General features: G+C 62.9%; 28 protein-coding genes. 19 read left to right on the top strand and 9 right to left on the bottom strand.

Going from position 1 to position 25,171, the window contains the following annotated elements:
- Genes AC25BC_RS23470 through AC25BC_RS23460 form a run of 3 tightly spaced genes read left to right on the top strand, consistent with a single transcriptional unit; the run spans position 1 to position 2,276 of the window.
- The gene (locus AC25BC_RS23470) at positions 1-330 is read left to right on the top strand and encodes a TfoX/Sxy family protein (protein ID WP_017995841.1); all 330 of its coding nucleotides are present in this window, start codon (positions 1-3) and stop codon (positions 328-330) included.
- 18 nt (positions 331-348) lie between these two features.
- Entirely contained in the window at positions 349-2,010 is a 1,662-nt protein-coding gene (ertB, locus tag AC25BC_RS23465) for a thiourocanate hydratase (RefSeq protein ID WP_017995840.1), read from the top strand.
- 47 nt (positions 2,011-2,057) lie between these two features.
- Positions 2,058-2,276, top strand: coding sequence for an AbrB/MazE/SpoVT family DNA-binding domain-containing protein (locus tag AC25BC_RS23460; protein WP_017995839.1), 219 nt, complete (start codon positions 2,058-2,060; stop codon positions 2,274-2,276).
- A gap of 110 nt (positions 2,277-2,386) precedes the next feature.
- Here the strand turns inward: AC25BC_RS23460 and AC25BC_RS23455 are convergent, their stop codons facing one another.
- Together AC25BC_RS23455 and AC25BC_RS23450 are read right to left on the bottom strand one after the other, a co-directional pair.
- Positions 2,387-2,773 (bottom strand): VOC family protein, encoded by a 387-nt coding sequence (locus AC25BC_RS23455; RefSeq protein WP_017995838.1) that lies wholly within the window; start codon positions 2,771-2,773, stop codon positions 2,387-2,389.
- A complete protein-coding gene (locus AC25BC_RS23450; RefSeq protein ID WP_017995837.1) occupies positions 2,770-4,020 on the bottom strand; it encodes an MFS transporter in 1,251 nt (416 codons plus the stop codon). Before AC25BC_RS23450 ends, AC25BC_RS23455 begins: the two co-directional genes overlap by 4 nt.
- Positions 4,021-4,111: 91 nt before the next feature.
- Between AC25BC_RS23450 and AC25BC_RS23445 the strand changes: the two genes are divergently transcribed.
- On the top strand, positions 4,112-4,987 hold the full coding sequence (locus AC25BC_RS23445) for a LysR family transcriptional regulator (RefSeq protein ID WP_128438502.1): 876 nt from the start codon (positions 4,112-4,114) through the stop codon (positions 4,985-4,987).
- Between the two features lie 4 nt (positions 4,988-4,991).
- On the opposite strand, the gene AC25BC_RS23440 is transcribed toward AC25BC_RS23445, so the two are convergent.
- Positions 4,992-5,897, bottom strand: coding sequence for a LysR family transcriptional regulator (locus AC25BC_RS23440; RefSeq protein WP_033181276.1), 906 nt, complete (start codon positions 5,895-5,897; stop codon positions 4,992-4,994).
- A 126-nt stretch (positions 5,898-6,023) separates the two neighbouring features.
- On the opposite strand from AC25BC_RS23440, the gene AC25BC_RS23435 reads away from it, so the two are divergent.
- From AC25BC_RS23435 to coaBC, 3 genes are all read left to right on the top strand, one after another.
- Positions 6,024-6,788: an SDR family oxidoreductase gene (locus AC25BC_RS23435; RefSeq protein ID WP_012759867.1), complete on the top strand. Its 765-nt coding sequence runs from the start codon at positions 6,024-6,026 to the stop codon at positions 6,786-6,788.
- Between the two features lie 126 nt (positions 6,789-6,914).
- Entirely contained in the window at positions 6,915-7,664 is a 750-nt protein-coding gene (locus AC25BC_RS23430) for an SDR family oxidoreductase (protein ID WP_128438501.1), read from the top strand.
- Between the two features lie 140 nt (positions 7,665-7,804).
- Complete coding sequence (coaBC, locus tag AC25BC_RS23425) at positions 7,805-9,010, top strand: bifunctional phosphopantothenoylcysteine decarboxylase/phosphopantothenate--cysteine ligase CoaBC (RefSeq protein ID WP_033181273.1); 1,206 nt, start codon at positions 7,805-7,807, stop codon at positions 9,008-9,010.
- A 10-nt stretch (positions 9,011-9,020) separates the two neighbouring features.
- On the opposite strand, the gene AC25BC_RS23420 is transcribed toward coaBC, so the two are convergent.
- Entirely contained in the window at positions 9,021-9,833 is an 813-nt protein-coding gene (locus AC25BC_RS23420; protein ID WP_033181272.1) for a class II glutamine amidotransferase, read from the bottom strand.
- A 256-nt stretch (positions 9,834-10,089) separates the two neighbouring features.
- Between AC25BC_RS23420 and AC25BC_RS23415 the strand changes: the two genes are divergently transcribed.
- The 5 genes from AC25BC_RS23415 to AC25BC_RS23395 all read left to right on the top strand — a co-directional run bounded on the left by AC25BC_RS23415 (position 10,090) and on the right by AC25BC_RS23395 (position 15,402).
- Positions 10,090-11,001, top strand: coding sequence for a pirin family protein (locus AC25BC_RS23415; protein WP_033181271.1), 912 nt, complete (start codon positions 10,090-10,092; stop codon positions 10,999-11,001).
- A 332-nt stretch (positions 11,002-11,333) separates the two neighbouring features.
- Positions 11,334-12,011 carry a FadR/GntR family transcriptional regulator gene (locus AC25BC_RS23410; protein ID WP_033181270.1) on the top strand — a complete coding sequence of 226 codons (678 nt, stop codon included), beginning with the start codon at positions 11,334-11,336 and terminating at the stop codon, positions 12,009-12,011.
- Positions 12,008-13,300, top strand: coding sequence for a CynX/NimT family MFS transporter (locus tag AC25BC_RS23405; protein ID WP_128438500.1), 1,293 nt, complete (start codon positions 12,008-12,010; stop codon positions 13,298-13,300). Before AC25BC_RS23410 ends, AC25BC_RS23405 begins: the two co-directional genes overlap by 4 nt.
- A gap of 100 nt (positions 13,301-13,400) precedes the next feature.
- Positions 13,401-14,933, top strand: coding sequence for a S10 family peptidase (locus AC25BC_RS23400; protein WP_128438499.1), 1,533 nt, complete (start codon positions 13,401-13,403; stop codon positions 14,931-14,933).
- Positions 14,934-15,000: 67 nt separating this feature from the next.
- Positions 15,001-15,402: a GFA family protein gene (locus AC25BC_RS23395; RefSeq protein ID WP_029873950.1), complete on the top strand. Its 402-nt coding sequence runs from the start codon at positions 15,001-15,003 to the stop codon at positions 15,400-15,402.
- A gap of 26 nt (positions 15,403-15,428) precedes the next feature.
- Here AC25BC_RS23395 and AC25BC_RS23390 read toward each other — a convergent pair whose 3' ends face one another.
- Positions 15,429-16,010: an Lrp/AsnC family transcriptional regulator gene (locus AC25BC_RS23390; protein ID WP_128438498.1), complete on the bottom strand. Its 582-nt coding sequence runs from the start codon at positions 16,008-16,010 to the stop codon at positions 15,429-15,431.
- A gap of 27 nt (positions 16,011-16,037) precedes the next feature.
- Here AC25BC_RS23390 and AC25BC_RS23385 point away from each other — a divergent pair, with 27 nt between their 5' ends.
- The gene (locus tag AC25BC_RS23385) at positions 16,038-16,424 is read left to right on the top strand and encodes a RidA family protein (protein WP_128438497.1); all 387 of its coding nucleotides are present in this window, start codon (positions 16,038-16,040) and stop codon (positions 16,422-16,424) included.
- Between the two features lie 46 nt (positions 16,425-16,470).
- On the opposite strand, the gene AC25BC_RS23380 is transcribed toward AC25BC_RS23385, so the two are convergent.
- Positions 16,471-17,178 (bottom strand): glutathione S-transferase family protein, encoded by a 708-nt coding sequence (locus tag AC25BC_RS23380; RefSeq protein ID WP_128438496.1) that lies wholly within the window; start codon positions 17,176-17,178, stop codon positions 16,471-16,473.
- Positions 17,179-17,292: 114 nt separating this feature from the next.
- Between AC25BC_RS23380 and AC25BC_RS23375 the strand changes: the two genes are divergently transcribed.
- Positions 17,293-18,183, top strand: a complete 891-nt coding sequence (locus AC25BC_RS23375; protein WP_128438495.1) for a LysR substrate-binding domain-containing protein — start codon at positions 17,293-17,295, stop codon at positions 18,181-18,183.
- Positions 18,184-18,212: 29 nt separating this feature from the next.
- On the opposite strand, the gene AC25BC_RS23370 is transcribed toward AC25BC_RS23375, so the two are convergent.
- Positions 18,213-19,796 carry a peptide chain release factor 3 gene (locus AC25BC_RS23370; protein WP_128438494.1) on the bottom strand — a complete coding sequence of 528 codons (1,584 nt, stop codon included), beginning with the start codon at positions 19,794-19,796 and terminating at the stop codon, positions 18,213-18,215.
- A gap of 91 nt (positions 19,797-19,887) precedes the next feature.
- Here AC25BC_RS23370 and dut point away from each other — a divergent pair, with 91 nt between their 5' ends.
- Genes dut through AC25BC_RS23355 form a run of 3 tightly spaced genes read left to right on the top strand, consistent with a single transcriptional unit; the run spans position 19,888 to position 22,037 of the window.
- Positions 19,888-20,358 carry a dUTP diphosphatase gene (gene dut / locus AC25BC_RS23365; RefSeq protein ID WP_128438493.1) on the top strand — a complete coding sequence of 157 codons (471 nt, stop codon included), beginning with the start codon at positions 19,888-19,890 and terminating at the stop codon, positions 20,356-20,358.
- Positions 20,358-21,257, top strand: a complete 900-nt coding sequence (locus AC25BC_RS23360) for a GNAT family N-acetyltransferase (protein WP_128438492.1) — start codon at positions 20,358-20,360, stop codon at positions 21,255-21,257. The genes dut and AC25BC_RS23360 overlap by 1 nt, the downstream gene beginning before the upstream one ends.
- 48 nt (positions 21,258-21,305) lie before the next feature.
- Positions 21,306-22,037 (top strand): hypothetical protein, encoded by a 732-nt coding sequence (locus tag AC25BC_RS23355; protein ID WP_245459803.1) that lies wholly within the window; start codon positions 21,306-21,308, stop codon positions 22,035-22,037.
- Between the two features lie 119 nt (positions 22,038-22,156).
- Here the strand turns inward: AC25BC_RS23355 and AC25BC_RS23350 are convergent, their stop codons facing one another.
- The gene (locus AC25BC_RS23350; protein ID WP_017990051.1) at positions 22,157-22,621 is read right to left on the bottom strand and encodes an Lrp/AsnC family transcriptional regulator; all 465 of its coding nucleotides are present in this window, start codon (positions 22,619-22,621) and stop codon (positions 22,157-22,159) included.
- A 99-nt stretch (positions 22,622-22,720) separates the two neighbouring features.
- Between AC25BC_RS23350 and AC25BC_RS23345 the strand changes: the two genes are divergently transcribed.
- The gene (locus AC25BC_RS23345; protein WP_206642363.1) at positions 22,721-23,635 is read left to right on the top strand and encodes a DMT family transporter; all 915 of its coding nucleotides are present in this window, start codon (positions 22,721-22,723) and stop codon (positions 23,633-23,635) included.
- Between the two features lie 47 nt (positions 23,636-23,682).
- Here the strand turns inward: AC25BC_RS23345 and AC25BC_RS23340 are convergent, their stop codons facing one another.
- Entirely contained in the window at positions 23,683-24,201 is a 519-nt protein-coding gene (locus AC25BC_RS23340) for a Dps family protein (RefSeq protein WP_128438490.1), read from the bottom strand.
- A 233-nt stretch (positions 24,202-24,434) separates the two neighbouring features.
- Here AC25BC_RS23340 and AC25BC_RS23335 point away from each other — a divergent pair, with 233 nt between their 5' ends.
- On the top strand, positions 24,435-25,052 hold the full coding sequence (locus AC25BC_RS23335; protein WP_128438489.1) for a LysE family translocator: 618 nt from the start codon (positions 24,435-24,437) through the stop codon (positions 25,050-25,052).
- The last annotated feature ends 119 nt before the right edge of the window (positions 25,053-25,171 follow it).

The following is a 25,171-nucleotide window of genomic DNA, read 5'->3' as shown; positions in this document are numbered from 1 at the left end:
ATGGCGCGCGATCCCGGTCTCGAAGAACTGATGCGTGAGGAACTCGGCGATCGGCCCGGCCTTGCCGAAAAATCGATGTTCGGCGGCTGGGCCTTCATGCTGAACGGCAATCTTCTCTGCGGCGCGCGCAGTGACGGCATGCTGATCCGTCTCGGCAAGGGCAATGATGGCTGGGCGCTGGCACTGCCGGGCGTGATCCAGATGCTGTCGGGCGAGCGGGTGATGCATGGCTGGGTGCGAGGAGGTGCCGAGGTTTATGGCGACGATGCTCTGAGACGGCGTCTGCTTGATGCCGCGCTCGCCTATGTGGAATCGCTGCCGCGCAAATAACAAAACGAGGAACCCACGATGCCGAAGGCCAATCCACGTCATCCGAAATTTCCGATTCCCGGCGGCCCGGAACTGCGCGCCAAGGGCTGGCGGCAGGAGGCGCTGCTGCGGCTGCTCGAAAATGTGCTGTCGGTCGGCGAGGACCCCGACAACCTGATCGTCTATGCCGCGCTCGGCAAGGCGGCCCGCAACTGGGCGGCGCACAGGGGCATCGTCAAGGCGCTGACCGAGATGGAGGAGGACCAGACGCTGCTCATCCAGTCCGGCAAGCCGATCGGCCTCGTTCGAACGCATGCCAAGGCGCCGCTGGTCATCATGGCGAACTGCAATATCGTCGGGCAATGGGCAAAGGCCGAAGTGTTCTACGAGCTGCAGCGCAAGGGGCTGATCTGCTGGGGCGGGCTGACGGCCGGCGCCTGGCAATATATCGGCAGCCAGGGTGTCATCCAGGGCACGTATGAGATCTTCATGCGCATCGCCGAGCGGCGCTTCGGCGGCGATCTCCTCGGCCGGTTCGTGCTGACGGCCGGCCTCGGCGGCATGGGTGGGGCGCAGCCGCTCGCCGGCCGTATGGCAGGCGCTGCGATCCTCTGCGTCGACATCGATCCAGAGCGGGCCCGCAAGCGCCAGCAGATCGGTTATCTCCAGGAGATCGCCCCGGATCTCGACACCGCCCTTCAAATGATCGATGCGGCGGTGAAGGACAAGCGGGCGCTTTCCGTCGGCCTCGTCGGCAATGCGGCGGAGGTCTATCCGGAAATCGCCCGGCGCGGCATCGTGCCTGATATCGTCACCGACCAGACCTCGGCGCACGACCTCGTCTATGGCTACGTGCCGAAGGGCATGAACCTCGAGCAGGTCAAGGGTCTGCGCGATGATGGGCAGGGCCAGTTGATGGCGGCAAGCCGCGCCTCGATCGTCGAGCATGTGACGGCGATGCTGGAGTTTCAGAAAAAGGGCTCGGAAGTCTTCGACAATGGCAACCTGATTCGCACGCAGGCCAAAGAGGGTGGCGTCGCCAATGCCTTCGACATTCCGATCTTCACCGAGGCCTATCTCAGGCCGTTGTTTGCCCGGGCGATCGGCCCATTCCGCTGGATGGCTCTGTCAGGCGAGGAGAGCGACATCGCCCGCATCGACGACCTGCTGCTCGAAATGTTCCCCGACAACAAGATCATCACCAACTGGATCCGGCTGGCGCGCGAGCACGTGCCCTTCGAGGGGCTGCCGGCACGGATCGCCTGGCTCGGCCATGGCGAACGCACAGCACTCGCCCGGCGCGTCAATGCGCTGGTTGCAAGCGGCGAACTCAAAGGCCCGGTCGCCTTCTCCCGTGACCATCTCGATGCCGGCGCCATGGCGCATCCGAATATCATGACCGAGGGGATGAAGGACGGCTCGGATGCGATCGCCGACTGGCCGCTGATCGATGCGATGATGCTCTGCTCGTCGATGGCCGATCTCGTCGTCATTCATTCCGGCGGCGGCGGTTACGCCGGCTATATGACGAGCTGCGGCGTCACCGTCGTCGCCGACGGCACGGATGCCGCAGACGAACGGCTCGACCATGCGCTGACCAACGATACGGCGCTTGGCGTCATGCGCTACGCCGACGCCGGTTACGAGGAGGCGCTGGACGAGGTGGCGAAGAAGGACGTGCCCTATATCCGGCTTGGTTGATCAAAATTTGCTGTATATCCTCGTCACATCTCATCGGGAGCCGTGACATGGAAACAACGAAGATCTTCTGGTCGGGGCGCTCTCAAGCCGTCCTGCTGCCCAAGGAATTCCGTTTGGACGGCGACAGCGTCGCCATTCGACGGCAGGGGCGTGCGATCATTCTTGAGCCGATTTCCGATGATTGGGACTGGCTTGCCGACGTGGCCGGTCCGGTCGATCCCGATTTTGCAACAGCGGTGGAAGAACAGCCTGCTGGGCAGGAGTGATCCAGACATCCAAAAATGCGCAGCGGTTTTGGGACCGCGACAGCCATCAGATAAAAGATAAGCGTCCGGCTTAGATCCAATTCGATGCGCCACACTTTGGCTTCGCCACCTCAGGCGATCAGATTGGAGACTTCGATGAGATTGCCGTCGGGGTCCCTGAAATAGATCGAGCGCAGACGTCCGGTCGCACCGGTGCGTTCGACCGGACCCTCTTCGATGGCAACACCCAAGGCCTCCAGATGGGCGATGACATCGGCAATCGGCGTTTCGGCGATGAAACAGAGGTCACCGGAGCCGGGTGTGGGATGTTTCGCCTTGGGATCGAATTCGTGGCCGGCCTGATGCAGGTTGATCTTCTGCCCGCCGAATTTCAGTGCTTTTCGACCTTCCGCGAAGGTTTCGACCGACATGCCGAGGATGCGGGAATAGAAATCGCAGGTGGTGGCGATATCGGCGACAGTCAGCACGAGATGGTCGAGGCGGTCTATGCGGATCATGCTTTTCTCCTCGCGAATTGCTGGGCAAAACAGGCGGAGACAAAGGCCAGCCCCAGCATGGCAAGCGTGAAGATAACGACGGCGGCCCAGCCTTCAACCGCGTAGAACCAGCCGCCCGCCGAACCCATGAGGCTGGAGCCGACATAATAGGCGAGCATATAGAGCGATGAGGCGTGCCCTTTGGTGCCATGCGCCAGCTTGCCGACAAGGCCGCTGGCGATGGAATGGCTCATGAAAAAGCCGGTCGTCAGCACGATGATACCGAGGATAATCGCCGAGAGCGAGGCAAAGAGCGTCAGCGCGCTGCCGGCGGCGGTGAGTGCCAGACCGAAGAGAAGCACGGAAAAGTGCCCGATCCTGTCCCCGAGCAGGCCGCCGATCGAGGAGGCGCCGATGCCGAAGAGATAGACGGTGAAGATCAGGCCGAGTTCGGTCTGGTTGAGGCCGTAGGGCGGCGCCACAAGGCGGAAACCGGCGTAATTGTAGATCGTCACGAAGGAGCCCATTGCCAGGAAGGCGATGGCGAAGATGAAGGGCAACGCCGGATTGCTGAGATGGCCGAGCCAGGCTTTTGCATGAAAGCGCGGATCGAAGCCCGGCCGGCGGACGAAATTGCGTGACGGCGGCAGGAGGGCGATGAAGCCGATCGCGGCGGCAAGACCGATGGCGCCGATGAGAAAAAGCGCCGGACGCCAGGTGAGATATTCGGCAAAGATGCCGGTCAGCACGCGGCCGGACATGCCGCCGAAGGCCGTGCCGCCGACATAGAGGCCCATGGTGGCGCCAAGGTCGCGCGGATCGATTTCCTCGGCGAGATAGGCCATGGCGACAGCAGGCACGCCGCCGAGAACGAGGCCCTGCAGGGCGCGGATGACGAGCAGCAGGTGCCAATTCGGGGCAAAGGCGGTGGCGATGGTCAACAATGCCGCCCCGACCAGCGATATCGACATCAGGCTGCGACGGCCAAGGCCTTCCGAGACGGCGGCGGCGCAGACGATCGCGACCGCCAGGAAACCGGTGGAGAGCGACAGGGATAGCGAGCTTTCGGCCGGACTGACGGAGAATTGCTGCGAGAAGATCGGCAGCAGCGGCTGCACGCAATAGAGCAGCGAGAAGGTGGAGAAGCCGGACAGGAAGAGCGCCAGGCTGGCGCGGCGATAGGCGCCGGTGCCACGGGTAAGGTAGTGTTTTTGCCCTGGGATCGTGGTTGTCTCGGCGGTCTTCACGGCATGCACTGACGTCGGCATATCTTCATCCTTCCGACCTCCGATCTAGTCAACGCCGCTCCATTTGTCCAATATATGACACTGGCGATTTCGATAGGTTTTGGAGATGGCGATGGAGCTGCGGCATTTGAGATATTTTCTCGCGGTGGCGGAAGAAGGCAATTTCACCCGTGCCGCCGGCAAGCTCGGCATCGGGCAGCCGCCGCTCAGCCAGCAGATCCGCGACCTGGAAAGGGAAGTGGGCGCGGCGCTGTTTCACCGCGTGCCGCATGGGGCCGAATTGACGTCAGCGGGCGCGGCCTTCCTCGGCGAGGCAAAGGCTTCGCTGGCGGCTGCGGAAAAAGCAAAACTTGCGGCGCAAAGCGCCAATCGCGGCGAGACCGGCCGGCTGTCGCTCGGCTTCACCGCCTCCTCCGCCTTCAACCCCGTGGTCAGCACGTCGATCCGCCGGTTTCGCGCGCGCTGGCCGGAGGTGCAACTGTCGCTGACGGAAATGAATACGCTGGCGCTGATGCAGAAGCTGGAACGCGGCGAGCTCGACGCCACCTTCATGCGCCCCAGCCTCGACGATCCCACGGGCATCCGGCTGCGGCGGCTGCCGGACGAGCCGATGGTGATCGCCCTGCCCGCCAGCCATCTCCTGGCACGGCGCAGTAGCGTGCCGCTTGCGGCGCTGGCAGACGAACCCTTCATCCTCTTTCCGCGGCTCGTGGGCTTGAGCCTCTACGACGATGTCGTGCTTGCCTGCCGCAAGGCCGGATTCGAGCTGACCGTGGCACAGGAGGCACCGCAGATTTCCTCGGTCGTCAATCTGGTGGCGGCCGATCTCGGCGTCTCGATCGTGCCGGCTTCGATTTCGCAGATCAAGCTCGAAGGTGTGGCCTACCGGCCGATCGAGGGGCCGCCGGCCGTGGCGCGCCTGGCGCTGGCGATCCTGAAAACACATCGCTCGCCGGTCACCGAGAACCTGATCAGCTTGCTGAACTGATGAATTAACCCACCGGATCCCAATAGGGCGGATCACCAAAACTCTTCTTCAGGTGGTCGGCGATGGCACGGAGCTTGGCGGAGGGATTTCGGCCTTCGGGATGGGCCATATAGATGAATTCGGCCTCCGGCCTGTGGCCGACATCGATTTCGGCAAGCCGGCCCTCGCGGATGGCCGGGCCGGCGATGAAGGCAGGCAGCAGCGCGATGCCGAGCCCGGCAATCGCGGCGTCGCGGAGCATGTCACCATTGTTGATGCCGAGCGCCAGTTTCGCGCGGACGACGATCGCCCCGTCGGGCGTCTGGAAGCGCCAGTCGGCAACGCCGCGATTGGTGTAGAAGATGCCGCGATGGCTGTTGAGATCAGCCAGCGACGACGGAATTCCCTGGCGCGCGAGATAATCCGGCGACGCGCAGAGAAGACGGCGGCTGCGCGTGAGTTTCCAAGCGACCAGCCGGCTATCGGCGATCGGGCCGTTGCGGATAATGGCATCGTAGCCGTCCGAGGCGGCATCGACGCGCCGGTCATCGATGTCCAGGGTCAATTCGATCTCGGGATGTTCGGCAAGAAACGGATAAAGCGCCGGACCGAGATGCATGCGGCCGAAGGTGACGGGGGCGGCGATGCGGATCGGGCCGGACAGCGTTCCGCGCCGCTCCGCCATATCGGCAGCGGCTTCCTCGATCTCGCGCACGATGCGCGCGGCACGCTCGAGGAAGACCGTGCCATCCTCCGTCAAAGTGAGCTTGCGGGTCGTTCGATGCAGCAGCATGCCGCCGAGCGACTTCTCCAGTTCCGCCAGCCTTTCGCTGACGACAGATTTGGACAGCCGCAGACGCCGGGCCGCCTCGCTGACCGAGCCCGCCTCAACCACGGCGACGAAAGCCGCAATACCTTCGATCCTGATCATCGTTCGGCTTTTCCGAATTCGAGTTCCTCGATCTGGAGACTAATCCGAACGAAGGGAAAATGCCATCTTCCACTCATCGAAAGGGACGGCAGGGGCCGCCTCGCCTTAAATCTAGGAGATGGAACCATGAACCGCTTGAACAACAAGGTCGCAATCGTCACCGGCGCAAGCTCCGGAATCGGCCGCGCCACGGCAAAGCTCTTCGCCGCCGAAGGCGCCAAGGTCGTCGTCGGCGCCCGCCGCCAGGGCGAACTCGACAGTCTCGTCGCCGAGATCAAGGCAGAGGGGGGCGACGCCATCGCCATTGCCGGCGACGTGCGCTCGGAAGACTATCACAAGGCGCTGGTCGCCGCCGCCGTGACGAATTACGGCAAGCTCGACATCGCCTTCAACAATGCCGGCACGCTCGGCGAAGCCGGTCCGAGCACCGCCGTTTCCGAAGCAGGCTTCAGCGAGGCGGTGGCGATCAATCTGACGGCCTCCTTCCTCGCCGCCAAGCACCAGACCGGCGCAATGGTGGAGAATGGCGGCGGCTCGGTGATCTTCACCTCGACCTTCGTCGGCTACAGCTTCGCCTTTCCGGGCGTTGCCGCCTATGCCGCCAGCAAATCCGGGCTGATCGGCCTGACGCAGGCGCTTGCCGCCGAATTCGGCCAGCAGGGCGTGCGCGTCAATGCCATCCTGCCGGGTGCTGTTGATACCGACATGTATCGGGACATGAACGACACGCCCGAGAAGCAGGCCTTCGTTACCAACCTGCATGCGCTGAAGCGTGTCGCGACACCCGAAGAACTTGCCCGCTCGGTTCTCTATCTCGCCTCCGACGATGCGAGCTTCGTCACCGGCACGGCCTCGCTGGTCGACGGCGGCGCTTCGATCACCCGCACCTGAAATGGCTGGGCGCGATTAGGTTCGGGACTCTTCAACGCGCTGGCTTATCGCGCCGCTTTTTTCAGAGCATTCTCGCATCGAACAACAACGGGGCGCGGCCCAGCATTCGATCAAAGGAACGTCATCATGTCACGCCTGCAGAACAAGACAGCCCTCATCACCGGCGGCACCAGCGGCATCGGTCTCGAAACCGCCCGCCAGTTCATCGCCGATGGCGCCCGCGTCGTCGTTACCGGCAGCAGCGCGGCAAGCGTCGAGGCGGCCCGCGCCGAACTTGGCGGCAAAGCCACCGCCATCCAGGCCGATGCCGGCAATGCGGTCGGCCAGAAGGCCGTCGCCGATAGCGTGAGAGAGGCTTTCGGCACGCTCGACATCCTCTTCGTCAACGCCGGGGTCGCCGAATTCGGGCCGCTGGAACAGTGGAGCGAAGCCGCCTTCGACAAGTCTGTTGATATCAACGTCAAAGGACCGTTCTTCCTGATTCAGTCGCTGCTGCCGATTTTTTCGAAGCAGGCCGCGATCGTGCTCAACACCTCGATCAACGCCCATATCGGCATGCCGAACTCCAGCGTCTATTCGCTGACGAAGGGCGCGCTGCTGACGCTTGCCAAGACCCTGTCGGGCGAACTCATCGGTCGCGGCATCCGCGTCAACGCCGTCAGCCCGGGCCCGATCGCCACGCCGCTCTACAGCAAGCTCGGGGCGTCGGAAGCGGATTCCAAGGCGATGACCGCGCAGATCCAGTCCCAGATCCCCGTCGGCCGCTTCGGGAACCCCAGCGAAGTCGCGAAGACGATCGTCTTTCTCGCCTCCGATGAGGCCGCCTATATCGTCGGCAGCGAACTCATCATCGACGGCGGGATGAGTAACCTCTGAACCCACGAAAATGACGGCTGACGTCATGAACGGGGCGGCGCCCGCCGGCTGCGGCCGATGGGTGCCGTCCCCGCGATTGCATGTTCTCCGCCAAAGGCTTAGGGTCGAGGACGGTCAGAAAAGGCGACGGGTAGAAAGCCATGGCTCTCAGCGGCAAACGCATCCTCCTCATCATCTCCGGCGGCATCGCAGCCTATAAGAGCCTGGATCTGATCCGCCGGCTGCGCGAGCGCGGCGCCAGCGTGCGCCCTGTGATGACCAAAGGCGCCCAGGAATTCGTCACGCCGCTTGCCGTCGGTGCACTGGCGGCGGACCATGTCTATCTCGATCTGTTTTCGCGCCAGGACGAACAGGATATCGGCCATATCCGCCTGGCGCGCGACTGCGACCTCGTGCTGATCGCTCCTGCCACCGCAGATCTGATGGCGAAGATGGCGAACGGGCTTGCCGACGATCTCGCCTCGACCGTGCTTCTGGCGACGAACAGGCCGGTGCTTGCCGCACCGGCGATGAACCCCGCCATGTGGGCGCATCCGGCGACCCGGCGGAATGCCGCGATGCTCCGAGCCGACGGCATCCGCTTCATCGGGCCGATGGCCGGCGAGATGGCGGAAAGCCGGGAGGCCGGGCTTGGCCGGATGGCGGAACCGCTGGAGATCGTCACTGCTGCCGAAACCATGCTCGACGATGGAGAAAAGCCGCTGAGGGGACGCAAGGCGATCGTGACGTCAGGACCGACGCATGAGCCGATCGATCCGGTGCGCTATATCGCCAACCGCTCCTCCGGCCGGCAGGGGCATGCGATTGCCGCAGCCCTGGCGAAGCTCGGGGCGGAGGTGACGCTGGTATCGGGGCCGGTGACGATCGCCGACCCTGTCGGCGTCAATGTCGTCCATGTCGAGCGGGCGGAGGAAATGCGTGATGCCGTGCTTGCGGCGCTGCCGGCCGACATCGCCGTGATGGTCGCAGCCGTGGCGGACTGGCGCGTCGCCTCGGCGGCCGACCAGAAGCTGAAGAAACATCCCGGCGAATCCATTCCGACGCTGGCGCTGACCGAGAATCCGGACATCCTGAAAACCGTCGGCCATCATACGATGCGGCCGAAGCTGGTGATCGGCTTTGCCGCCGAGACGCAGGACGTCGAAAGCAATGCGAAGGCGAAACTCGAAAGGAAAGGCGCCGACATGATCGTCGCCAATGACGTTTCTCCCGCGACCGGCATCATGGGGGGCAGCCGCAACAGCGTCAAACTCATTCGCCGCGACGGCGTCGAGCAATGGCCTGACCTGGCGAAGGAAGAGGTGGCGGAACGGCTGGCGGCGCTGATCGCCAAGCAGTTCAGCTAAAGCCGAGGGATCAGGCTGGAACGACGACGCGCTGCGGTTTGACGGCCGCCCGTTTGCCCGGTCGAAAATCCGCGACGTCGATTCCTCCCACGCCGACCGTGACGGCGCTGCCGTTCGGGATCTCCGCCCAGGCATCGCCATCGTCGTTCAGCGGCTCCGACACAAGACAATAGCCCTTGCCGACCGGCGAGGCATAAAGCGTCGGCGCCTTGCGATCGGTCGCATAGCGGATGGCATAAAGCGCCTTGCCGTCGGAGAAGGCAGCGGTAAAGCGCAGCAGCACCGAGCCGATGGTGTTTTCCGCGAGGTCCTCGATGAAGCCGATCATTTCCGCCATCGCAGCGACCGGCGCCTCGCGCAGACCGAACTGCAGCGCCAGCAGGAACATCAGCTCGGAATCGGTCGTGCCGCCGCGGGCATTGAACAACTCGTCGTCGAGCATCGCCTCCATCGGCCGGCGCAGGCGCTCGAAGCCGGAGATCTGGCCGTTATGCATGAAGGACCAGATGCCATGGGTGAAGGGGTGGCAGTTGTCGCGGCGCGTGCCGCCGCCTGTGGCAGCGCGGACATGGGCGAGGAAGAGGGGCGAACGGATCTGACGCGCCAGGCTCTTCAGATTGCAATCCGACCAGGCGGGTAGGATATCGCGGTAGCGGCCGGGCTCTGGCCGATCACCATACCAGGCAATGCCGAAGCCATCGCCATTCGTCGCGGTCTTGGCGCGGGTGGCGCAATGCGACTGCTCGATCAGGGAATGGGCGGGCGAGGATACCAACTCCTCGAGATAGAGGGGGTCTCCGCGATAGGCTGCCCAGCGACACATGGCTCTTTGCTCCGGAACCCGCCGCATCGGCGGGAAATGCTGAAACGCAACTGAATTGTCGAATGTCGTCGCTAATAACAGCTTAACGCCCGGCCGGTTTGCAAGTGAAACATGACGATTTCTTGACGCCTGACCTCTTCAAATTCGGCGAAACGCTGTGTTCTTTTGTGAACACTGCGTTGTCTGCCCCGCAGACTTCGCGCCCGGCAGCCGGGCGGCTATAGTCGCCGCCAAGTTGAACCTCTAGGAGGACGCCATGTCGATCCGCCCCGTCAAGCACGAAAGTACTGCCACACCGACCATGGAAGGCGCCGGCGTCAAGCTGCACCGCGTCTTCGGCTTCGGCGATCCCGCGATGACCGATCCCTTCCTGATGATGGATGATTTCCGCAACAACAATCCGGCGGAATATATCCGCGGTTTTCCCTGGCATCCGCATCGCGGCATCGAGACGATCACCTATGTGCTCGCCGGCACCGTCGAGCACGGCGACAGCTTGGGCAATAGCGGCCTGCTCGGCGCCGGCGACATCCAGTGGATGACAGCCGGCAGCGGCATCATGCACCAGGAAATGCCGAAGGGCGATTTTGCCGGCCGTATGCACGGCTTCCAGCTCTGGGCGAACCTGCCCTCCTCGCTGAAGATGACGGCGCCGCGCTACCAGGACGTCAAATCCACCGATATTCCTGTCGTCGTCGATGATGACGGCACGGCGGTGCGGGTGATCTGCGGCGATTTCTGGGGCAAGGCCGGTCCGGTCGATGGCGTCGCCGCCGAGCCGATCTATCTCGACGTTTCGGTGCCGCCCGGCCGGAAGAAGCGCCTGCCGGTCGATACCTACCGCAATGCCTTCGCCTATATCTTCGCCGGCTCCGGCACCTTCCGCGATGCATCGAAACCCTTCGGCGTGCGCGTCGAGAAGGAAGTCGACGGCGAGGAATTGAATATCCGCGACATGTCCGGCAACCGCACGCTCGTGGTCTTCGACAGCGGCGACGAAGTGACGGTGCAGGCAGGCGACCAGGGCATCCGTTTCCTGCTTGTCTCCGGCAAGCCGATCGAGGAGCCGGTTGCCTGGCACGGCCCGATCGTGATGAATTCGCGCGAGGAAATCATGCAGGCGATGCGCGAACTGCAGAACGGCACCTTCATCAAAGCTGCGCACTGAACGCATTTCTCTCTTGCATCTGCGAAGAATCGGCCTAACTTTAAGTCATCAGCAACAGAACGAAAGGAAGGTGATCCAATGTCTAATGAGATTTCGGACCTCGTAACGGGCATGGAAGAGGTGATGAAGGCGAGGCAGCCCTCGCTCTAATCCCCACCTTCCTAGGGCTGCATAGACAGTCCAGGCCAGTTTGAGGCCAAACTCATGGAAAGGGTCGCTGAGGCGGCCCTTTTTTATTGTCTTGATGTCTTTATTGTCTTGATGTCAGGCGTTGACGAAAGATCGAAATCCCATTACTCATAAAGTCATCAGATGACTTTATGAGTAATGGGATGCGAGCGCTCAGCAAGACCAATCTCGCCGATGAGGCGATCGAGGCGATCCGCGGCGACATTCTCGGCAAACGCTGGGCGGTCGGCGAGAAATTGCCGAATGAAGCCTCGCTGTCGGCCATGCTGTCCGTCAGCCGGGGCACGGTGCGCGAGGCGGTGCGCGTTCTCGCCTCCCAGGGTTATCTCGAAACAAGGCAGGGTTCGGGAACCTATGTCCGCGCCACCAGCGATGCCGGCCGGCCGCTGACGATGGCGCGGCGCGCCAGCCTGCGCGACCAGTTCGAGGCGCGCCTGGCGCTCGACGTCGAGGCAGCCCGGCTGACGGCGATCCGCAAGACGCCGGAAACGGTTGCCGGGCTTCGCAGGCTGCTTGCCGAGCGCGGCAATTACGACGGCGGCAACCAGGCCGCCTTCATCGAACGCGACCTTGCCTTTCACAAGGCCATCATCGCCGCTTCGGGCAACCGGGCGATGATCGAGATCTACGATTTCTTCTCGGCGTCGATCGCCGACACCATTGCCGCGACGCTCGGCAAGGACATTCCGGAGCCAGATATGCAGGCGCATGCCGATATCGTCGACGCCATCGAAACCGGCGATCCCGACAAGGCGGATGCGGCGGTGCGCCGCTTCATGGCGCCCGTTCTTGCCGCGCTCGACCGGATGATCCTGTCATGAACACGCCGTCCAACAATGCCGCCAGCACGCTGGAGGCGGCCGACGAACTGCTTGTAGACGCCGAGGCCGGCAGCCTTCCGCCGCCGCAGGCAACGCCGGTGCGGGGAGTTGCGGATCGTTTTCTGCTGGGTGCAAGCCTGGTGCTGATCGCCTTCAACCTGCGCCCGGTCTTCTCCAGCGCCTCGGCGCTGCTGCCGGAAATCCGCTCGGAGCTCGGCCTCAGTGCGCTTGGCGCCAGCCTGCTGACGACGCTGCCGGTTGTCTGCCTCGGCGCCTTCTCGCCGCTTGCGCCTCGTCTTGCCCAGCGCTTCGGCACCGAACGCACGCTGCTCGGCGTTCTCCTGCTTCTGGCCCTCGGCATCGCATTGCGCGGGCTTTCTTCCGTGCCGCTGCTCTTCATCGGCACTGCCCTTGCGGGCGCCTGCATCGCCGTCGGCAACGTGCTGCTGCCGGGGCTGGTGAAGCGGGATTTCGCCGGGCGCGCGGCGCTGATGACCGGCTTCTATACGATGGCGCTCTGCGCCGGGGCGGCAAGTGCCGCCGGGCTGACACTGCCGATCGAGCATGGGCTCGGCGGCTCTCTCGAGGGCGCCCTCGCCGTCTGGGCGCTGCCGGCGCTCGCCGTCAGCCTGCTCTGGCTGCCTGAGGTTCTTCGCAGCGGCAGCCAGGCAAGACGAAACGGCTTCCACGTCAAAGGCCTCTGGCGCGACCGGCTCGCTTGGCAGGTGACGCTGTTCATGGGGCTGCAATCGGCACTTGCCTATTGCGTCTTCGGCTGGCTGGTTCCGATCTTGCGCGAACGCGGGCTCGACGGCGTCACCGCCGGGGCGATCGTTTCCCTGTCGGTGATGGTGCAGGCGGCATCCTGCCTGATCGTGCCGCATATCGCCGTGCGCGGACGGGACCAGCGGCTGATCAATGCGAGCCTCTGCGGCGTCGCCGTCATTGCCCTGCTCGGCCTGCTCTTCGCGCCGCTTTCGACGGTCTGGCTGTGGGCGGTGCTGCAGGGCATCGGCCAGGGGGGACTGATCGCGGCGGCTATGACGACGATCGTACTGCGCTCGCGCGATCCCGATGTCGCCGCCCATCTTTCCGGCATGGCGCAATGTGTCGGTTACCTGCTCGCCGCCATTGGCCCGCTCATCGTCGGCCTCATCCGCGGCTGGACCGGAAGTTTTTCCTGGTGCGCGGCCCTCTTCGTCGCGCTCGGGCTGGGCGCGGCGATCAACGGCTGGAAGGCCGGCCGGGCGGTGGAGATCAATGTCCATGCGGTCGAAAAAGACGGCTGAGCCGTTCGCTCACCTATCCATCACCATCTCTTGATGCCGGTCGTCGGCCGCGGATGCTACGCTATCTCAGCCTCTCATCCCGACCGCCGGAGGAGATATCTTGCGCATACGAACCCTGTTTCTGCTCGCTACGATTATGGCGTCGCTGGCACCTGCCCTTTCCCATGCGCAGGAAAGCGATCCACCGAGGGCGAATGTCCAGAGCGGCGCACGCGACGGCGTGCTGAAGCTTCTGCCGGCCGATTCCGTCACCGAGCACGCCTCGACGATCGGCGGCCGGAAGATTGCCTATACCGCGACTGCCGGCACGCTGGATCTTTTCGGCCAGGACGGGGCGCAGACCGGCGCGATCTTCTACACCGCCTATGTCGCAAGGGATAGCGGGGCGAACCGGCCTCTGACCCTTGCGTTCAACGGCGGGCCGGGTGCTGCTTCCGCCTTCCTGCATCTCGGGCTGGTCGGGCCGAAGGTGCTCGATTTCGGGCCGGACGGACGCGACGGCGCCAATGCGAAACTCGTCGACAACCCACAGAGCTGGCTCGATTTCACCGACCTCGTGCTGATCGATCCGATCGGCACCGGCTGGAGCCGGACGGCGAAGGCCGACGACGCCTCCAATTATTATAACGTCAGTGCCGATGCTGAGAGCATCGCCAAGGCGATCGCGCTCTATGTCGCGCATAACAACCGCTCCAACTCGCCGAAATATCTTCTCGGCGAAAGTTATGGCGGCTTCCGCGCCGCCAAGGTCGCCTCGGCGCTGCAGGAAAGCCAGGGCATCATCGTCGCCGGCGCTGTCATGCTCTCACCGCTGCTCGAGGGCCAGCTGATGTTCAATGCCGATCAGTTCCCGCTCGGCGCCGCGCTGGAGCTGCCGTCGCTCGCCGCCGCCGAACTCGACCGGCACAAGGCCTTTGACGAAGAGAAGCAGAAGGCGGCCGAGAGCTTCGCGCTCGGGGACTATCTGACGACGCTGGCCGGGCCGCCGCCGACGGGTGCCGACGCCGCCGCCTTCTATGGAAGGATCGCCGCATTGACCGGCATTCCCGAGGATATCGTCACCCGCAACCGCGGCTTCCTCGGCAGTTCCTTCGTCAAACATTCGGACGCGGGCAGCGGCGAGGTGATGAGCTCATACGACGCCTCCTTTGCAGCACCCGATCCCTATCCGGAATCGGATTACGACCGCGGCGACGACGCAATCCTCGACGGCTTCACCCGCGCCTATGGCGGCGCCTTTGCCGACTACGCCCGCAACGAGCTCGGCTTCAAGACCGAGATGACCTATTCGCTGCTCGACGGCGATATCAGCCGACGCTGGGAATGGGGCGGCGGGCGCGGCGGCGGATCGCGATTCCAGGCCAGCGCCACCGACAACATCCGGCAGTTGCTCGCCGCAAACCCGGCCTTCCATCTGCTGATTGCGCATGGCTACAGCGATCTGGTGACGCCTTATGGCGTCAGCCGTTACGTGGTCGACCATCTGCCGCCCTCGCTCGCTGGCGGCCGCGTCGGGCTGAAGCTTTATCGCGGCGGCCATATGTTCTATACGAAAGCAGATCAACGGGCCGCCTTCACGGCGGATGCGAAGGCCCTCTACGCCACACATCCGGTCGCTCAGCCGGCGGACTAAAACGTGGCGATGTCTTTGTCGCTAAACCGCTGGACAGTTTTGCGCAACACGCTTTGGGGACTTGCCGATGCATATTACCGGAGGATGCCACTGCGGCGCGATCCGCTATCAGGCGGAGATCGACCCGGAGCGGGTCTCGATCTGCCATTGCACCGATTGCCAGCGGTTGACGGGCTCGGCCTATCGCATCACCGCGCCGGCGCGGCCGGGAAGTTTCACGCTCACTTCAGGCGAGCCGAGAGGCTACGCAAAATATGGCGATAGCGGTGGTCTCAGCCGGCAGTTCTTCTGCCCGAATTGCGGATCGCCACTCTACCGCACGGACGGCGACGGCGGCGGGTTCGGCATCCGCCTCGGCAGCATCGATCAGCGGCAGGAACTGGTGCCGAAGAAACAGATATGGTGCCGCTCGGCCCTGCCCGGGGTGGAGAATATCGAAACGCTTCCGCGCTTCGAGGGCGAGGATTAGGCTGGCCTCGGCTTAATACCCCGCCTTTATTCCGGCATAGGCATGTCCGGCCAGCTATCTGTCACGCCGGCCTGTACCGGGCGCTCCAGATAGGTGGATAGGGCGATATAGCTGCGGGTGCCGGTGACACCGGGAACGGCGTGGATCTGGGCGAGAAAAGCTTCCAAGGCCTGCGGGCTGGCGGTGCGGACCTTGAAGAGAACGCTGGCGTCGCCGGCGACCGAATGCATCTCCTCGACCTCGGGAAACTGCAGAACCTGCATCAGCCGCTCGCTCTTGCCCCAGCCGGCCGCCTCCACATGCACGAAGGCAAGCAGCGGCTTGCCAAGCGCTGCGCCATCCAGTGCGGCATGCACGCCTTTGATGGCACCGGATTGTCTCAGGCGGCGCACACGCTCATGCACGGCCGGCGCCGACAGGCCAACTGCTTCGCCAAGCCTGGCATAACTCTGGCTGCTGTCGGTGGCGAGCGCGGCTAATATTCTTCGGTCGAATGCATCGATGACCGGCTGCTGCCTGCGTCCCTGCCGAAGACCGTCTGTATTTTTCGCCATTCCGCAAACTCCGCTTTCTGCCGAAGAATAATCGCCGATACTGGCATTCTTCAACAGAATATTCGGAAGAGAGGAAAACTCATGGAGATGATCGCGCACAATCCGGCAAACGGGATCTATGCAGCGAGCCCTGATTACATCCATGCGCTGGAGGTCAGGCATCCATCCCGGCTGCTCTTCGTCAGCGGCACCATGGGTCTCGATCAACAGGGAATGGCGGCGGCCGATCTGGAAGGCCAGCTGGAGCTCATCTGGTCCAATCTGCGCGCCATCCTCACGTCCGCTGATATGACGGTGGACAATATCGTGCGACTGACGAGCTATCTCAGCGACGGCGCCTTTGTGGAGGCGAACCAGAATGCCCGTGTTCGGGCGCTTGGCGGCCGCGCCGTGCCGACCACGGCGATCATCGTCGAAACGCTGCGCGACGACTGGCTCGTCGAGATCGAGATCATCGCCGCCGGCTGACCGGCACATTGGCCATCGCACCCGAGGGGTGCGATGGCCGCGGCGATCAAGCCGCCTGTTTCAACAGGCCGAGCGCCTCGGCCAGATCGACCTCGCCGCGGAAACCGCCGCTGCTTTTCGCGTCCTGCCGATGCTCGATCGCATGGGCAAAACGCACGGCGGCCTCCTGCTGCATGCGCTCATAGAGGCGATGCAGGCCGGGGAACTGCCGGCGGTCGACGACCTTGTGAAAATCGTTCCAGCGGGCGATGCCGACGAAATAGGCGTCCGCCAGGCTTGGGCCATTGCCGAGAAGCCATTCGCGGCCGTCAAGCAGACGCTCCAGCGTATGATGCGCCTTTTCGACCGCGGCGATGCCATAGGCGGTGAGGGCCTGCTTCTGCTGCGGCTCCAGCGGATGCTCGATCGCATACCAGAGCGGGCCGAAGGCCTGGAAGAAGGTGGTGTTGAGAAAGGCCAGCATCTGGTTCAGGCGGTCGAAATCCGCCGAGCCCTGCGCAAAGCCCAGACCGCTGCCGACCGTGCGAGCGCCGACATGGTGGAGGATCGCCATGCTTTCGCTGATCGCCCTGCCATCTTCGAGCAGCAGCGACGGCGTTTCGCCGACCGCGTTAATCCGCCTATATTCTTCGCTGGAGACTACTTCCGGCATCTCGACGCGGCAGAGCCGATAGGGCAGGCCGGACCATTCCAGCGCGACGATCGAACCGAAGGAGCAGCCTTCAGGGACGCCGTAAAACAATATGGGTGACATCAATCGTTCCTTTCAGAATTGAACCCGTTTGGACGCGATGAATGTGAAGATATGGACGATCCCGCGGTAGAGGCTATAAATGCATCGCAATGTCCACATATCTGGAAGCTGGCGATGGCGCTCTTCAACCTCAACGACCTTCATCTTTTCGTGCAGGCCGTCGACAGCGGCAGCTTTACCGCCGCGGCGAGACATCTCGGCATTCCGAAATCGACGGTGAGCAAGCGGGTTGCAGAGCTGGAGGCACGGCTTGGCGTCCGGCTGATCCAGCGCACGTCGCGAAGCTTTGCGCTGACCGAGCTCGGTCGGGAATTCTTTCAGCATGCCCAGGCCTCGATCATCGAGGCGGAGATGGCCGAGGGCATCGTGCGGCGGCATCTGGCCGAACCCGCCGGCAGCGTTCGCCTGACCGCCTCGGTGCCGACGGCGCAGTTTACCTTGACGGAGCATCTGCCGGCGCTGGCTGTGCGCTATCCGAAGCTCCCGCTCTCCGTGCACGTGACGGACCGTTTCGTCGATATCGTCCAGGAAGGGTTCGATATCGCGCTGCGCAGCCACCGTGGGCCGCTGCCGGATTCGGCGCTGGTGCAGCGGAAGCTCGCCAGCCATCCCTTCTACATTCTCGCCTCGCCGGATTATATCAGCACCCATGGGCAGCCGCACCGGCCGGAGGAACTGGCGCAGCATGCGACGATCATGACGAGCCTGACGGAGGATCAGTGGCGGCTCTATTCGGGCGGCGATGAGGCTCTCGTCACGCTGCATTCCGTCATGGCGGCGGATGAGCCCTATGTCTTGATGGAAATGGCGGTGTCGGGGCTTGGCATTACCTGCTTGCCGACATCCGTCTGCCGCAAGGCGCTGGCGGACGGGCGGCTGGTGCGGGTGCTGCCGGACTGGACGGCCGGCAGCATCGAAACGACGATCCTGATGCCGCATCGGCGTGGCCAGTTGCCGGCAGTGCGCGCCGTCGTCGACTTCCTAGCGGAGCGGCTCGCTGGGTAGAGCCGCTTCGTACTTCCTGGAGTTAGCTATCACGCCGCCTTGGCGGCGTGATATTCCTTGATGGCGACCATCTTGATCGCCGGATGGCGCTCGGACTCGTAACGCAGCGAAAAGCCGTCCTGGGCGAGGAAGACCGGATCGCCGTCGAGATCGCGGGCGATATCGCCGCGTTTGACGGTGAGGAATTTTTCCAAATCGGCCGGCTGCTCGGCCGAGATCCAGCGGCAGACGGAGAAACGCGACATTTCGAAGGAGACCGGCAGGCCGTATTCGGCCATCAGCCGCTCCTTCAAGACGTCGAGCTGCAGGGCGCCGACGACGCCGACGATCGCCGGCGAGCCGTCTTCCGGCGAAAACAGCTGGACGACGCCTTCTTCGGCCATCTGCTGCAGGGCTTCCTTCAGCTTCTTCGCCTTCATCGCGTCTTCCAGGCGCACGCGGCGCAGGATTTCCGGCGAGAAGTTCGGTACACCCTGGAAGACCAGCGATTCACCCTCGGTCAGTGTATCGCCGATCCGGAGCGTGCCGTGGTTCGGAATGCCGACGACATCGCCGGCATAGGCGGTGTCGGCGAGCTGGCGCTGCGAGGCGAAGAAGAATTGCGGCGCCGTCAGGCCGAGCTGCTTGCCGGTGCGGGCGAGCCTTGCCTTCATGCCGCGCTCGAGCTTGCCGGAGCAGATGCGGGCAAAGGCGATGCGGTCGCGGTGGTTGGGGTCCATGTTCGCCTGGATCTTGAAGACGAAGGCCGTCATCTTGTCGTCGGTCGCGTGCACGGTCCTGGTATCGGCGATCTGGTCACGCGGCGGCGGCGCAAAATCGCCAAGCGCGTTGATGAGGTCGCGAACGCCGTAGTTGCGCAGCGCCGAGCCGAAAAAGACCGGCGTCATATGGCCTTCCAGGAAGGCCTGGCGGTCGAAGGGACGGCAGGCCTCGATCGCCAGCTCGGTCTCCTCGACGAAGACCTGGCGCTCGTTTTCCGGCAGCCTGCCGGCCACGCTTTGCGGGCCGTTGACCGGCGTTCCCTCGATTTCGGTATCCGAACCGCGCACCGTGTTGGCGGCGATATTGTACGAGCCGCAAAAGGTCTTTGAGCGGCCGATCGGCCAGGTGATCGGCGCCGTATCCAGCGCCAGCTTCTCTTCCACCTCGTCGAGGATCTCGAAGGGATCGCGGCTTTCGCGGTCCATCTTGTTGATGAAGGTGATGATCGGAATATCGCGCATGCGGCAGACTTCGAAGAGCTTCAGCGTGCGCGGCTCGATGCCCTTGGCGGCATCGATGACCATGACGGCGGCGTCGACGGCCGTCAGCGTGCGATAGGTATCGTCGGCGAAATCCTCGTGACCCGGCGTGTCGAGAATGTTGAAGACATTATCGTTATATTCGAAGGTCATCACCGAGGTGACGACGGAGATGCCGCGCTCGCGCTCGATCTTCATCCAGTCGGAACGCGTCTGCATGCGATCCTTCTTCGCCTTGACTTCGCCGGCAAGCTGAATGGCGCCGCCGAACAGCAGCAGCTTTTCGGTGAGCGTCGTCTTACCCGCGTCCGGGTGGGCGATAATAGCGAATGTGCGGCGGCGGGAGACCGCCTCGGCGAGACTTTCGGCCATGCTTGTGAATCCTGTGGAATTGCCGCGTATCTAGCGATTAAAGCCCGGCAATGCAATTGACCTCGGGCCTTCGGGCGCAAAGTAATGGGCCATGACCATTCATCACGATACGCGCCCGACGCTGAACCTGATCCGCTTAGCCAATGGCGACGGCCTCGATCTGCCCGCCTATGAAAGCAAGGGAGCGGCCGGCATGGACCTGCGCGCTGCCGTCGACGAGGCAGCACCGCTGACGCTTCTGCCCGGCAAGCGGGCGCTGGTGCCGACCGGCTTCATCTTCGAGATCCCCGAAGGATTCGAGGGACAGGTGCGGCCGCGCTCCGGTCTGGCCTTCAAAAACGGCATCACCTGCCTGAATTCGCCGGGCACCGTCGACAGCGACTATCGCGGCGAGGTGAAGGTACTGCTGGTCAATCTCGGCGAGGAAGCCTTTGTCATCTCGCGCGGCATGCGTATCGCCCAGATGGTGATCGCGCCGGTAACCCAGGCGCGGGTAGCGGAGATCACCGCGGCCAGCGAAACGGTGCGCGGCGCAGGCGGTTTCGGCTCCACCGGCGTCTGATGGCAGAGCGCCTCGACAGCGCGGGCCTGACCTTCCGGCAGGATTATTTCGGCGACCCCGCCGGCTGGGCGGCACTGGTCTGCCTGCTTAGGGATATTTTCGGCATCGATATCGGGCCGCTGCAACAGCTTGGCGGACCCGACCCCACCAGCATGCCGTTCGGCTGGTTTGATGCTGAAGGCGAACTTGCGGCCAATATCTCAGCTTTCTCACTGCCCTTCGTTCTCAATGGCAGGATCGTCCATGCCGCCGGGCTGCAATCGGGCGCAGTGCGGCCGCCATGGCGCGGCCGCGGGCTCTATCGCGACGTCACGGTGAAAGCGCTCGACTGGTGCGAGAAGCAAGGTTTTGAAGCCGTCATCCTCTATACCGACAAGCCGTCGCTCTACGAAGCCTACGGTTTCCACGCGATACCGCTGCACCGATATGAGGGAGCGGCGCCCGCCCCTTCGGCACCAGCCGCACCCGCCCGGCCGCTTTTGCCGACAAACGCGGATGATCTTGCCCTGCTGCAAGCGCTGCTGAAAAGACGAAGCCCGGTTTCGACCTCGCTGGCGGTCACGGTCAATGCGGCGATGTTTCTGATCAACACCCAGCTCGATCCCGACATCCGCATTAGCTTCCTGGAAGACAAACAGGCGGTCATCGCCTGGAAGATCGATGAGACGGGCCGCTTCAGCCTTCTCGATGTCGTGGCGGCTGATATGCCGTCGCTTGCAGCGATCCTTAGCGGGCTTAAGATCGCGCCCGCCTCCGCCGAGGTGCTTTTCCGTCCCGACAAGCTCGGCTGGGAGGGTGTCCCGCAACCGTTGGAAAGAGGCACGAGGCTGATGCTGCGCGGGCTCGGCGATGCCACCCCGGATTTTCCGGCGATGTTGTCACCGATGGCGGAATTCTAGAGCAGTTCGGTGGATGAACGGCGGGAGCGGTGTTTGTTGGAGGCGCTTATGTCATTTAGGAAAGCGCCATGGCGCTTGATTGCGGGACTAGCTACAGCGCTGATCGCGACACCGACGCTTGCGATCGATTCAACAAAGCTTCAGTCGATTCGCTCATCTCTGTCTTTGGAAGAAATAGTTGCGTTTGCGGTTTCCAAATCGACAGCGCCCATTCTCGATATCGACAAAACAATCGAAATGAACATCGTCCTCAACGTGAAGGGCATGGAGAAGCGCGATATTCAATCTTTGCAGATCGAGCTTTTGCGCGTGTTTTCTGCGATCGGGGCTTACGCGGAAATCAGTATCAATTTCGATGCTAGCCGATCCATCGATTACTCGCCTGCAGCGCCGTATGCGCCTTTCGGCGATCAGAACCAGCCGCCAAACACCCAGACTCTCGACGTGTTCATCGATCGTGATGCGCTTAAATTGGCAAAGTTGGGCCAAATAGCAGTTCACGACATAGACACGCTTCGAGGCAAGCCAGACACCTCGACATGCTATCACGAGAGCCAAATAGGAAACCCGGTTATCAATGTTATCGTCGACCGCGACATCAATCCGGTAGGCTGCGTTTATGGGGTTCTACTACAATCAATCGGACTTACCGATGCTTTTGGCCGAGCTGCCGCGACTTTCAGTCCCGGAAGGATTCCCGGCTTCAGGATCAACGCTGAAATGGCGGCAGCATATGCCGTTCGTGAGTGTCGGGATGTCGTTGAAAAAAGACCAACTTGAGAAATGTCTGAGAGGCGTTCTCAAGGAAGAGAACTGAGGATCGCGGTATTGGTCGACGCCACCTCGAATTTCCTTGTGATATGGCATCATCGCGGATTTCTTGGAGGTCGAGTCAGTTTCTACCTTTTCCGCGAAAGCGGCGGCAGGCGGCGCTTGACGGGCGAGGCTTTGATCATCGCGGTGTTGGTCTCCGCCCTTTCGGCAACCCGGTCCAGAATGCCGTCGAGGTCCGCCATCGAGCGGATGACCAGGCGAGCGATAAAACAATCATCACCCGTCACCTTGTCGCATTCGATGATTTCGGGAATTTCCTGGATGATCCGCTCGACGATGTGCAGCTGCCCTGGCAGCGGACGCACGCGCACGATCGCCTGCAGGGGATAACCGACGGCGGCGGGATCGAGATCGATGGTGAAGGCCTTGATGACGCCGCGCTCCTCCAGCCGGCGCAGACGCTCGGCGGCACTGGGCGAAGACAGGCCGACCTGCTGCGCCAGTTCCTTCAGCGAGATCCGCGCATTGCCGGCCAGCGCCTCCAGAATGGCCTGATCGATTTCGTCGAGCGATTGCACATCATTAGCCACGGCGAGTCATTCTCCTCTTATGATTAGGCAATTCCGGTCATGTTCCTTCTTATCATTATATAAAATCGCCTCTCGTCGCAATATTCTTATGCCATCGAAATGGAGGCAATCATGGGCAGCGACATCAAAAGAGGCACGGCGGAAATGACGGCAGCAATGCTGATCTCGGGGACGATCGGCTGGTTCGTCGTCATGTCGGGCCAGCCGGTCAGCGGCGTGGTCTTCTGGCGCTGCCTGTTCGGCGCGCTCACTTTGCTCGTCATCTGCGGCGCTCTCGGGCTGCTGCGGCCCGGCATCATCACGCTGCGCGCCTTTGGCATCGCCATTTTCGGCGGCGTCGCCATCGTCTTGAACTGGCTACTGCTGTTTGCCTCCTACTCGCATGCGACGATCTCGATCGCGACGACTGTCTATAACACCCAGCCTTTCATGCTGCTCGTGCTCGGCGCGCTCTTTCTCGGTGAGAAGATCACCGCGACCAAGCTGTTCTGGCTGGCGCTCGCCTTCGCCGGCATGGTGGCGATCGTCCAGGCAAAACCCGGTGCGGGGGGTGCTGCGTTCGACGGCTACGGCCTCGGCATTCTGATGGCGCTCGGTGCGGCCTTCTTCTACGCGCTCGCGGCCCTTGCCGCGAAATGGCTGAAAGGCACGCCGCCACATCTGATCGCGCTCATCCAGGTCGCAACCGGCATGCTGATGCTGGCGCCGATGACGGACTTTTCCCATCCGCCGGGGGATGTTGGGTCCTGGGCGATCCTGGTGACCGTCGGCGTCGTCCATACCGGGCTGATGTATGTGCTGCTCTACGGCGCGATCCAGAGGCTGCCGACGCATCTCACAGGCGCCCTGTCCTTCATTTATCCGATCGCGGCGATCGTCGTCGATCGGCTGGCCTTCGGTCATGCGCTGCAGCCGATGCAGATATTAGGTGCGGCGATCATCCTGCTTGCCGCCGCCGGCATGAATCTCGGCTGGACGCCGCGGTGGCTGCGGCCGCGGGCGCTTGAGAGCTGAGAACCGGGCGTCCCGATCGGGATGGCTGAGACGCCCGGTTGCCGACATTACCTCTGCGGGCGCGTCGTTTCGAACAGGAACCAGGTGCGGCGCTCGCCCTCGTCGATCCAGTTCTCGATCAGGCTGGCGGTTGCGACATCATTATGCTCGTCGCAAAGGCCATGCACCTCGCGCAGCAGCGAAACGAGCTGAACGTTATCCTCGCGCAGTTCCGACAACATGTCCTCGGGCGTGACGAAATCCGCGTCATTGTCCGAAAGGCGCTGCTGACGAGCGATCTGGCCGATGGAGCGCAGCGTCGTGCCGCCGATCTTGCGGGCACGCTCGGCAATGTCGTCGGTCATCGCGAAGATCTGTTCCGCCTGTTCGTCGAGCAGCAGATGATAGTCGCGAAAATGCGGGCCGGACATGTGCCAATGGAAATTCTTGGTCTTCACATAAAGCGTAAAGACATCGGCGAGCAGCGCGGTCAGTGCCGCCGAAATATCGGTAGTGGCGTTGGTCGACAAGCTGGACGGCGTCTTGAGTGGCGAAAGCCTGCGGGTTTCGGCTGGCGTATGGGACATTTAATCTCTCCTTGGTGATGAAAATCTCTAGCGCCACCGGCCGGGACAACCGCGGCGGGCCGCGCTGAACGCGCATTTGCAGAGAGAGAAATAGCAAGGCCGGGTCGCTTTCCAAGTGGATCATGGTCCAGCAGACCTATTCCTTATGGTTATGGACCGATCAGCGTCAAAGCATTGATGAGGAAGCGGCACTTGCCTATAGATGGGCGGCGGAAGCCCTGAGGGTTAAGAAGATGAGCCTCACCGTCCTGATCACCTATGCCGGAGCGCTGTTCATCGCCGCGGCCATTCCGGGACCCGGGATTACCGCGATCGTCGCGCGCGCGCTCGGCTCGAATTTCCGCGAGACCTTCTTCATGGGTCTCGGCCTGGTGCTCGGCGACATGGCCTATCTGACAGCGGTCATTCTCGGCCTTGCCTTCGTGGCGCAAACCTTCACCGAGGTGTTCATAACAATCAAGATCGCCGGCGTCCTCTATCTCGGCTACATCGCCTGGAAACTCTGGACGGCGGGGCTGCTGCCGCAGGATATCGCGGCGCGGAAATCCACCAATATCGGCATGTCCTTCCTCTCCGGCCTGCTGGTGACGCTCGGCAATCCGAAGACGATGCTCTTCTATGTCGCCCTGGTGCCGACGCTGATCGATATCGGCAATATCGGCCTGCGAGACTATGCGCTCCTGCTCACCGCCACCTTTGTCGTGCTGATCGTCGTGCTCCTGCCCTATATGCTGCTTGCCTCGCGGGCCCGCACGATGCTGAGAGAGCCGCGGGCCTTGCAGGCGCTGAACCGGGTTGCATCAGGCATCCTCGCCGGCACCGCAGCCTTCATCGCCACGCGGGCGGCCTGAAATAAACATTCGGCAAGAAACGGTTTTCAAAGGTTTTTTTCTCTCCTGATCGCTCCTCCAGGTCGAACGCGGTCTGGCCTAGACGGGCCTTTGACCCTATTCTCCCCCTCGATTTCAGG

It is taken from the genome of Rhizobium sp. WSM409 (assembly GCF_057653825.1).
The sequence above is the reverse complement of the archived record's forward strand: the minus strand, read 5'-3'. Positions and strand labels throughout refer to the sequence as shown.